Origin of the sequence: Bartonella sp. ML70XJBT, from assembly GCF_028618425.1 — a bacterium.
GTDB lineage: Bacteria > Pseudomonadota > Alphaproteobacteria > Rhizobiales > Rhizobiaceae > Bartonella.
The window spans coordinates 48,526-56,969 of sequence record NZ_JAQISX010000015.1 but is presented as its reverse complement, the minus strand read 5'-3'; the positions used below and the strand labels follow the sequence as shown (position 1 = coordinate 56,969).

At 42.6% G+C, this 8,444-nt stretch carries 15 protein-coding genes; 12 read left to right on the top strand and 3 right to left on the bottom strand.

Annotated elements, in window-relative coordinates; all coding sequences use genetic code 11:
* The 7 genes from PVV65_RS06830 to PVV65_RS06800 form a co-directional block, all read left to right on the top strand.
* Window positions 1-713: S49 family peptidase (locus tag PVV65_RS06830; protein WP_273789664.1), on the top strand; the 713-nt coding region annotated here is incomplete at its 5' end.
* The gene (locus PVV65_RS09975) at window positions 602-976 is read left to right on the top strand and encodes a hypothetical protein (RefSeq protein ID WP_273789666.1); all 375 of its coding nucleotides are present in this window, start codon (window positions 602-604) and stop codon (window positions 974-976) included. The genes PVV65_RS06830 and PVV65_RS09975, both read left to right, overlap by 112 nt.
* Window positions 973-1,341 (top strand): head decoration protein, encoded by a 369-nt coding sequence (locus PVV65_RS06820; protein ID WP_273719345.1) that lies wholly within the window; start codon window positions 973-975, stop codon window positions 1,339-1,341. Before PVV65_RS09975 ends, PVV65_RS06820 begins: the two co-directional genes overlap by 4 nt.
* Window positions 1,342-1,353: 12 nt before the next feature.
* Window positions 1,354-2,430 (top strand): major capsid protein, encoded by a 1,077-nt coding sequence (locus tag PVV65_RS06815; protein WP_273789663.1) that lies wholly within the window; start codon window positions 1,354-1,356, stop codon window positions 2,428-2,430.
* A 1-nt stretch (window position 2,431) separates the two neighbouring features.
* Window positions 2,432-2,782, top strand: a complete 351-nt coding sequence (locus PVV65_RS06810; RefSeq protein WP_273789662.1) for a hypothetical protein — start codon at window positions 2,432-2,434, stop codon at window positions 2,780-2,782.
* A gap of 313 nt (window positions 2,783-3,095) precedes the next feature.
* Window positions 3,096-3,821 carry a Rha family transcriptional regulator gene (locus PVV65_RS06805; protein ID WP_273789661.1) on the top strand — a complete coding sequence of 242 codons (726 nt, stop codon included), beginning with the start codon at window positions 3,096-3,098 and terminating at the stop codon, window positions 3,819-3,821.
* Complete coding sequence (locus PVV65_RS06800; RefSeq protein WP_273789660.1) at window positions 3,818-4,096, top strand: hypothetical protein; 279 nt, start codon at window positions 3,818-3,820, stop codon at window positions 4,094-4,096. The genes PVV65_RS06805 and PVV65_RS06800 overlap by 4 nt, the downstream gene beginning before the upstream one ends.
* A 28-nt stretch (window positions 4,097-4,124) precedes the next feature.
* Here the strand turns inward: PVV65_RS06800 and PVV65_RS06795 are convergent, their stop codons facing one another.
* The 3 genes from PVV65_RS06795 to PVV65_RS06785 are packed head-to-tail and all read right to left on the bottom strand — an operon-like array spanning window position 4,125 to window position 4,911.
* Entirely contained in the window at window positions 4,125-4,289 is a 165-nt protein-coding gene (locus PVV65_RS06795) for a CopG family antitoxin (protein ID WP_273755853.1), read from the bottom strand.
* 42 nt (window positions 4,290-4,331) lie between these two features.
* Complete coding sequence (locus PVV65_RS06790; RefSeq protein ID WP_004856761.1) at window positions 4,332-4,649, bottom strand: type II toxin-antitoxin system HicB family antitoxin; 318 nt, start codon at window positions 4,647-4,649, stop codon at window positions 4,332-4,334.
* Window positions 4,639-4,911: a hypothetical protein gene (locus PVV65_RS06785; RefSeq protein ID WP_006589097.1), complete on the bottom strand. Its 273-nt coding sequence runs from the start codon at window positions 4,909-4,911 to the stop codon at window positions 4,639-4,641. Before PVV65_RS06785 ends, PVV65_RS06790 begins: the two co-directional genes overlap by 11 nt.
* A gap of 49 nt (window positions 4,912-4,960) precedes the next feature.
* Between PVV65_RS06785 and PVV65_RS06780 the strand changes: the two genes are divergently transcribed.
* The 5 genes from PVV65_RS06780 to PVV65_RS06760 are packed head-to-tail and all read left to right on the top strand — an operon-like array spanning window position 4,961 to window position 8,444.
* Window positions 4,961-5,506, top strand: a complete 546-nt coding sequence (locus PVV65_RS06780) for a hypothetical protein (RefSeq protein WP_273789659.1) — start codon at window positions 4,961-4,963, stop codon at window positions 5,504-5,506.
* Window positions 5,487-6,176, top strand: coding sequence for a phage baseplate assembly protein V (locus tag PVV65_RS06775; RefSeq protein ID WP_273789658.1), 690 nt, complete (start codon window positions 5,487-5,489; stop codon window positions 6,174-6,176). The genes PVV65_RS06780 and PVV65_RS06775 overlap by 20 nt, the downstream gene beginning before the upstream one ends.
* Window positions 6,173-6,514, top strand: coding sequence for a GPW/gp25 family protein (locus PVV65_RS06770; RefSeq protein ID WP_004856773.1), 342 nt, complete (start codon window positions 6,173-6,175; stop codon window positions 6,512-6,514). The genes PVV65_RS06775 and PVV65_RS06770 overlap by 4 nt, the downstream gene beginning before the upstream one ends.
* Window positions 6,511-7,338: a baseplate J/gp47 family protein gene (locus tag PVV65_RS06765; protein ID WP_273789657.1), complete on the top strand. Its 828-nt coding sequence runs from the start codon at window positions 6,511-6,513 to the stop codon at window positions 7,336-7,338. The genes PVV65_RS06770 and PVV65_RS06765 overlap by 4 nt, the downstream gene beginning before the upstream one ends.
* Window positions 7,338-8,444, top strand: a complete 1,107-nt coding sequence (locus PVV65_RS06760; RefSeq protein ID WP_273789656.1) for a phage tail protein — start codon at window positions 7,338-7,340, stop codon at window positions 8,442-8,444. The genes PVV65_RS06765 and PVV65_RS06760 overlap by 1 nt, the downstream gene beginning before the upstream one ends.

Here is an 8,444-nt window from a genome sequence, read left to right as displayed (position 1 = left end):
GCGGCGGTGGAGAAGCCGGCGGTGTGTTTGATTTGGTTGAAGAGTTTCAAACACTCTCAAAACAATACGACAAGCCCATTTGGGCACATGCCAATGAGTTTGCCTGTTCAGCGGCTTATGCCATTGCTTGTTCTGCTTCTCAAATATGGGTTGCACGCACGGGTGTTGTAGGCTCGATTGGAGTTGTTTGTGCTCATCTTGACCAGTCCCGTGCAGATGAAAAACACGGGCATAAATGGACCTTTGTCTTTGAAGGTGATCACAAAGTTCATGGCAACCCTCACGAACCCTTGAGCGATACAGCACAGATAAAAATGCAAGCTGATTGCGCCCTGCTCTACGAGATGTTTGTCGATTTGGTGGCGCAAAACAGACGCTTAAATGCTGCTGCAATTCGTGACACAAAAGCAGAAACTTTTATAGGCACCCAAGCTCTCAAACTTGGATTAGCAGATGTGCAAGGCACCCTTGCGCAAGCTTTGGAAGCCTTAACGGATTCCATATCACAAAACCCAACATCAACAACAAAAGAAGGACAAAACACATGGCACGCACACAATACCGCGCTGAAGAAGAGGAAGATGAAAAGATCGTCGACGTCATCAATGACGACGAAGACGATAGCGACATCGACAAAAACGCCGAAGACTTCGACGAAGAAGAAGAAAACGAAGATGAGGACAACGACAACGAAGACAAGCAGGAAAACATAAAAGCTGCTCTTGAAAAAGAAAGAAAGCGCGCAAAAGCACTAACAACCCTTGAAAGGCAAGCAAAGCACTTAGGCGTTTCTTTTGACGCAGCAAAAGCTATTCAAAACGGTATGAGCATCGAGAAAGCACGCCAGTGCGTGTTGACGGCTGCTAGCTCTCAAAGCGCGTCTTTGAAAGTATCGCCTTATGCGCCTCATGCTGATGAAAACAGTAAGGCAAAGATTCATGCAAAATGGGAAACAGCTTGGAGGGCAGTGAAATGACGAATATTATTTATGACGACGTACGCAATGGTGCTTATCTTGGACCCTACGACCCCGATATGTCAAACGAAGAAGTGGTGTTTGCATCAGGAGCCTTCATTGAAGCGGGAACTGTCATGGGAAAGGTGACTGAAACGGAAAAATATGTCCCTCTTGATCCAGCAGCATCGGATGGCAGTCAAACACCGGCAGGGATTTCTTTTGCCACTGTTGACGCAACAGAAGCAGATCAACGCGCCGTGATTACAGCACGCTTATGCACTGTAAAAGCTTCTGAATTGCTATGGCCAGATACAATACTTGACCAAGAAAAGATGGCAGCCATTCAGTCTTTAGAAGACAACAATAAAATTCTGTTGCGATAGGAGAATGCGCACATGGATATGAATTTTTTTAAACATGATGCTTTCTCAAGCATCACAATGATGAAAGCCATTGAAAACTATGAGTTTCAATCTGGTCTTGTAAGCTCTCTTAATCTTTTTGAGGAAGTTGAAACCAGTACCACAGTAGTTGGTATTGAACGGCGTGATAATACATTTTCGCTTATTCAAACCAGTGAACGTGGTGCACCTTTGGCAGAAGGTGATAGAGAGGGTCGTAATCTTCGGTTTTTCAAAACAACACGGATTGCCAAAAGTGATACGGTGAAATCAGAAGAAATCCAGAACCGGCGTGAATTTGGCGCAGAAGATCAGTTAGAGACAGCAATGAAATATATTGCCAGAAAACAAAAGAAACTGATTTCTGAAATCGAATTGACATGGGAAAATATGCAGCTTGGCGCTGTTCAAGGTGTTGTCCTTGATGCTGATGGCTCTGTCATTGTTGACTGGTACAAAGAATGGGAAATCACACCACCAAAGCCCATTGACTTTAAACTAAATGTTGAGACAACCAATGTTGCTGACAATGTTGATCGGGTCATTATGAGGATGATTGAGGCTTCAAAAGGAGCATTTTCTGATCGTTCGCGGATTATTGGGCTTTGTGGAAATGAATTCTTTTCCAAGTTGAAAAACCATAAAACAATTCGTGAAACTTATCTCAACACAGCCTTAGCACAAACACTTAATAGTGCTGGAGGTGTTGCAACACCAAGCGCAATTGGTTCTGGAAGTTTTGGCAGTTTTGACTTTGCAGGTGTCACTTTCATTAATTACCGGAGTATCCACAACTATAATGTGAGCGCGAAGGCTGGAACAAAGCGTGCCATAGGAATTAAGCCTGATGAATGTCAATTCTTTCCTGTTGATGCGCCTGGTGTATTCCAAAAAACCTTTGCTCCTGGTGAAAGCTTGGATTTTGCCAACACGGTTGGAAAACCTCTCTACACCATGCTTATAGTCGACCACGACCGTAATGCATGGGTAAAACCGGAGGTCTACAGCTATCCGCTTTACATCTGTACACGCCCAGAAATGCTGTTCAAAGCCGTGATTGGAGCGAAATAACATGCGATGGCACGGGCTGCTAAACCAAATGGTTAAAGATGTGCGCAACACCTTTGGGCAGCCCATCATCTACACGCGAAAGGACAATCAGCAATCTTTTCGGATCACAGCGATTTACGGCATTAAACATTCAGAATCGGACGCTGGTGGGAGAATTCCCACAACAGTACCTAGAAAAGAACTTGATGTCTGTATTCATGATATCGGCGGCTTACCCCCAAAGCCTCAAGATAGTGTTGTAATCATTTCCCCTGAAAACAGCAAAGCCCCCTCTCAAGAGCACTTCGTGATCACAGAGGTACAAGCCTCTGAATCCGGTATGTATAAGCTTATCTTGCGGGAGATAAAATAAAGATACACTTATTAATTTTTTAAAATATGAAGTCACCACTTGACAATATGGCAACAATATGTCTATTGTCGAATCAGGTGCCTCAAAAACACCTTAAACCAATAGCGGATTGGTTGCCGAAATAATCAATCTTCTGTGCATTGCAAAGACTTTGACTCATTATATGCGACAAGTGTATAATGACCTCATCGGGTGTAGTTATGCTATACAATACCCTTATGGGGAAAGCATAACGACGGACTAGATGCCGTGTTTTCAGCACCCGATACCTTTAAGGGTGTCAATGAAAACATCTAACATCTAGGAGTTCACAATGAACACACTTATAGAAACTAAAGAAGGTGCTACTAACAGTGCTACCGCTCAAACTATGTCTAGTCGTGAGATTGCTGAGTTGTGTGGTAAAAGACATGACCATGTCATGCGTGATATTAAGAAAATACTTGAAGAATTATACATTGAAGGAGGTCTCCCCAAATTTGGGGGCACCTATATAGACAAACAGGGAAAACCTCAAAACTGCTATAACCTCCCCAAGCGTGAATGTTTAATTCTTGTTTCTGGTTACAGCACTGTCTTACGAGCAAAAATAATTGACCGTTGGCAAGAATTGGAAAAGCAAGTTGCTGTTCCACAAGTTGATTATTCCAAGCCCGAAGCATTACTTGGTGTCTTGAATCACTTACAAAGTCAAATTGAGCAGAAAGATCATGTGATTGCAGAATTAGCTCCAAAAGCACAAGCACTTGATGGTTTAAAGCGTTCTGATGGTTTGTTCGGTCTTATTGAAGCAGCAAAGATGTTAGAGGTACGACCAAAAGATTTGACCGATTATTTGCGGAAACACGATTGGGTATATCGACGTGCTCCAGGGGCACCTTTATTACCCTATCAAGACAAAATCAAGAAGGGTTTTATGGATTGCCCTGCTATCACCATTCAAAGACCGGACGGAACAGAGAAGGTGCTGCCTTCAACAAAAATCACCTCAAGAGGATTGGCATGTTTGAGAGAACAAATTCATGGAGGTGTACAATGAAGATCTATACTAACTTTTTATGCGATTTGTGGATGGCATTATCTCAATTTTCTAATGATGAAAATGTGAGCGACAAAGATTGTAGTGCTCTGGTTGACATCATGGGCGTGGTAGAAAAAGCTTTGATTTTAAAACTCCAAGATGACGTGCCAAATATTACAAAGATTCTAGCAGTTCTTACAGGTTTTGGAACTTCAGAACTACCGCATAGCATGAATCCGTTATTGCAAGCTTATGCTCCTACTTTGGAGATCCCCATTAAAAAGGTTGCTTAAGTTAAAAACAGAACTCCCCTCCCTATCGTTAAAGGTGGGGAGTGGTCAAAGAGGCTTCTTTAGGGAAAAATTCGAAATGAACGGGTTCAAAACCAGTTAAGTCATAATCTGTAAGATCTGCAGTATCAACAAAGTTTTCTGCTTCTTCATCCGTCTTTAAAACGGGTATTTGTTTTAATTTAGAGTTTTTCATAAAAATTAAATTTCTTTTAGTACGTATAGACTTTTAAAAGATTCAAAGTTTAGAAGAAATGTATCTGTTTAAACTCACACCATTTTCAGCGGCTTGTATTGCAAGTTTTCTATGGAGTTCTGGTGGTATTCTTAATTGAAACTTACCACTGTATTTACCATGTGACAAAGGCACAGGAACTTCTTCTCCATTATGTTGCATGTCCTCAACAACTTCTGAAACAAGGTCCATAATACCTTTTAAAGCTTTCTCTGCTTGAGCATCTAACCATGAAAGGGATGGGAATTCTGCACACAATCCGACATATTCCTCATCTTCTTGCGACCACAAAACACGATATGTATAATGATTATTGTTCATGTTTCATCCTTTCTATCGCTTGTAAGACTTGTTTGACCTGATAAGCTTTTGCTTTGTTACCAGAACCTTTTTGAATATTCACACGGGGGTCACCAAGCCATGGGGTTTTAAAAACAAAGTGGCTTGTACCATTGTTCCGCGGTTCTCCAAAAAAATGTACACACACAGCCAACAAATCTGAAAACTTAATGTTCTTTGGTGATGCTTTCATCAAGCTGATTATTTTTTCAACTTTATTACTCATAACTAATAATAGTATCATTATTAATCCTAGTCAATCATTTTATACACTTAATTGGACAGGAGCCCCCATGCATCCGAGAGAGACGATAAGGGAAACATTTGTTGCGTTGATCAAAGCAGCAAAGACGGCAGCTGGTGACAATGTTTTCAATATGCGTGATTTCAACTTTTCCGTTGAGAAAATGCCTGCAATTAATATCTCAACACAAAGTGAAACGATTGAAGATGGCTATGATTATGGAGTAAGGCGGCGTGTTTTAACGCTAGATGTTGAATGTTATGCAACATGTGAAGATGGAGCGCGTTTTGTTGACCAATTAGCATGGGAAGTTGAGGAGATTTTCTACGCTAATCCCAATCTCAACAACACAGTTGAAACATGCCGCCTGCAAAATATTGCTTTTGCCTTTGGCGATAATGGCGCTCTAGCACTCCATGGTGCAATTTTAACCTTTGAAGTCATTTATATGACAAATATCCCCAACATGGATGAAGAAGAAGGCAGTGTAGCAAGAATTGTTGAACCTTTCTTAAGCTTTGAACCAGAAACAGGCGTGGGAAATAAAGATAAATACCATAAAATTGAAGGTGGACATGTTAGAGCGGCGCGATAAAGAAATCACAGATCTAAAAAGACGTGTGGCCAATATGGTTGTGGTGGGAAAGATTAGCCATGTCGACCATAAAAATGCACGCTATCGAGTAAAAAGTGGCAGTCTTATCAGTGACTGGATTCCAGATACACAAGCCCGCGCCGGTAAAACCTGTTCTTATGAAGGGCGTGATGTTGGAGAGCAAGTAGTTGTTATCTCGTCATCAGGGGATTTATCACAAGGGGTGATTGTTGGCTCCATTCATACAGATGCGAACCAAGCCGCCGATAAAGGCAGCATTCACCGAACGATATACCCTGATGGAACCAGCCTTGAATATGATGATGAACAAAACACTTATGGAATTCACATCAAATCCGGCGGAAAATTTATCCTGACAATCGCTGATGGTGTGTCACTAAAAGGTGATGGTGGCAAGCTAGAGCTTACCGCGCCAGATGGCATAAAGATTGTTTCAGAAAGCGATATAAATTTAAACGCAAAAGGCGGCATCTCTTTGAAGGCAGGTGGTGGCGTTTCTCTGAATTCGAATGATAGTCTCTCTCTTCATTCTGGGAATAATGTTTCCATTCACTCCAGTGGACTAAAGCATAACGGCACCAACATTGGAAACAGCCATGTTCACGGAGGTGTTTCCCCTGGTGGCTCGATGACAGGAGGTCCCAATTGAACAGTGGAATGGACCGCACAACGGGAAAGCCATTGACCGGCATTGATCATTTACGCCAATCAATCCTTGATATTTTGTCAACACGGATTGGTTCGCGTGTCATGCGGCGTGACTATGGTTCACGTGTTGCTGAACTCATTGATGCACCGGTTAATAATGCTTTTGCCGTTGCTCTTTATGCTGCTGTTGCTGAAGCTTTAGACAAGTGGGAACCGCGTTTTAAACTGAAAAAAATTGATTTTAAAATGGTTGATGCTGGACAAGTTTCTTTGTCCTTTGAAGGTATTTATTTGCCTTCAGGCAAGCCCATTACCATGGAAGGATTATTGATAAAATGAATGGAGTGCTTGCAAAACCCGAAATCATCACAGAACTTTCTTTTGAGGAAATACGCGCTGCTGCTCTTGCCCATTTAAAAGAGCTTTTGCCGGAATATACCATTCTTGAAAGTGATCCGTCCGTAAAAGTCATTGAGGCTTTTAGCTATCGAGAGTTGCTTTTAAGACAGCGTATTAACGAAGCGGCACGCAATAACATTCTTGATTTTGCAACCGGTGAATCTCTTGACGCTTTGGGAAACTGGCATGGTATTGCCCGCATGGAGGGTGAAAGTGATGAGAGATATCGTGAACGTATTCAACTTCATGCCCGTGGTGGCAATGGTAGCGGGACAGAGCCCTATTACAAGCTTATAGCCTTAACAGCAGATAGTCGTGTTAAGGATGCGATTGTTTACCGTAAAGGCAAAGACCCAACTATCTATGTTGCTCTTTTTGGCAACAATGAAGAAGGAACGGCATCTGAAGATCTCATACAAACAGTCTCAGAAGCTCTTCACAGAAAAAATATCATTATGACCAATGATACAATCATTGTTCACGCTGCTGTCAAAAAAGTGCTGGATTTAGAAGCAGATGTTTGGCTGTTACCAGAAACATCTTTGAAAATTCTTACAACAATGGAAACAAATTTAAGAGCAGCATGGAGACAAGAACAAGCCATTGGTCGTGAATTAAGTTTGTCGTGGTGGATTTCAAAACTCATGATTTCTGGTGTCCAAAAAGTCATTGCCATTACCCCAACAAGGGACAGTATGGTTTGTGATGAAGAAGTTTTATCGATTGGAAAAATCACCTTAAACTTCAAAGGGCGGGCGCGCTAATGGTTGGTTCCCTCCTCCCCACAAATGCAACGGAATTTGAAAAGCGCCTTGCTGATGTTTGCGATTTTCATCAAGATGTTGATGGTTCTGTTTTGGGGATTTCACGCTCTAAACTGATCACACGCCCTCCCCGCTTCTTGCCGTGGCTGATTGAAGAATACGGGCTTGGTGAACTCACACCTTATGTTCCAAACCTTTATGACTTGATTGATCAAGGGCTTCAATGGCAGCGGATACGTGGCTCTATAGCTGCAATTGATATGGGTTTGAGATGGTTAGAGATTTCTGCACGCTTTCAACCCGCCTGGACGGGGCGTGCATGGTGGAACTCCTTTCAACTTTACTTTGATCACTTGCCTGAACGAACACAGCTTGAAGCCATTGAAGCAATTACCGACCTTTCCAAAAGTTTGCGCTCTGATTTTCGCCGTGGTGTTTACGGCTATGATGTGCAAGCTGTTGAAGGCAATATGTCACGCCTTGATGACAGCATGTTGGAGTATGAGAGCGGTATTCGCTTAACAGCTGGGGGCACTTTGTTTTCCTTTGGGCGAACGACAGAGATCAATCACACGCTCACAAGAGAAGAAGGCAGGCTTATTGGCAATTGGATAGATGATGGGGATGAAGAGTTAAGCTGGAACCAAATCGATTATCCATGGGACATGGCAAACTTTCCGTGGTGTTCGGTCAAAAAGCACGAACGCGATATGCTCATGGCAGAATGGTTTCATGGTCGCATGCTTTATCTCGTGTTAAGAGACACTCAAGATGGCGTGATTGGGTTTCGCAGATGCTATGCTGTAGCGCCTGTCGAACAGGTTTTGGAGGGGGTTTACAGCCATTGTGGCAATCACTATCAGCCCTCCCCGAGGGGCACGGCGCTTCTTGTTGCAGCCCGCACAGACTTTAGCGATGTTGACGGCAAACAAGCAGCATTTGTTTCAATTTTGGTTCACGCTACCCCCGCAGAAAACATAGCGGTTGGCAAACTTTGGCTAGGGAATGATGAACTAAGTGGTGGTGTGGAAATACTCAAAACGCCCATTAATATTCCTTTGCGTGCCGATGTTCGCGAACAATTCAAGATTTTATTGAGGTTTTAA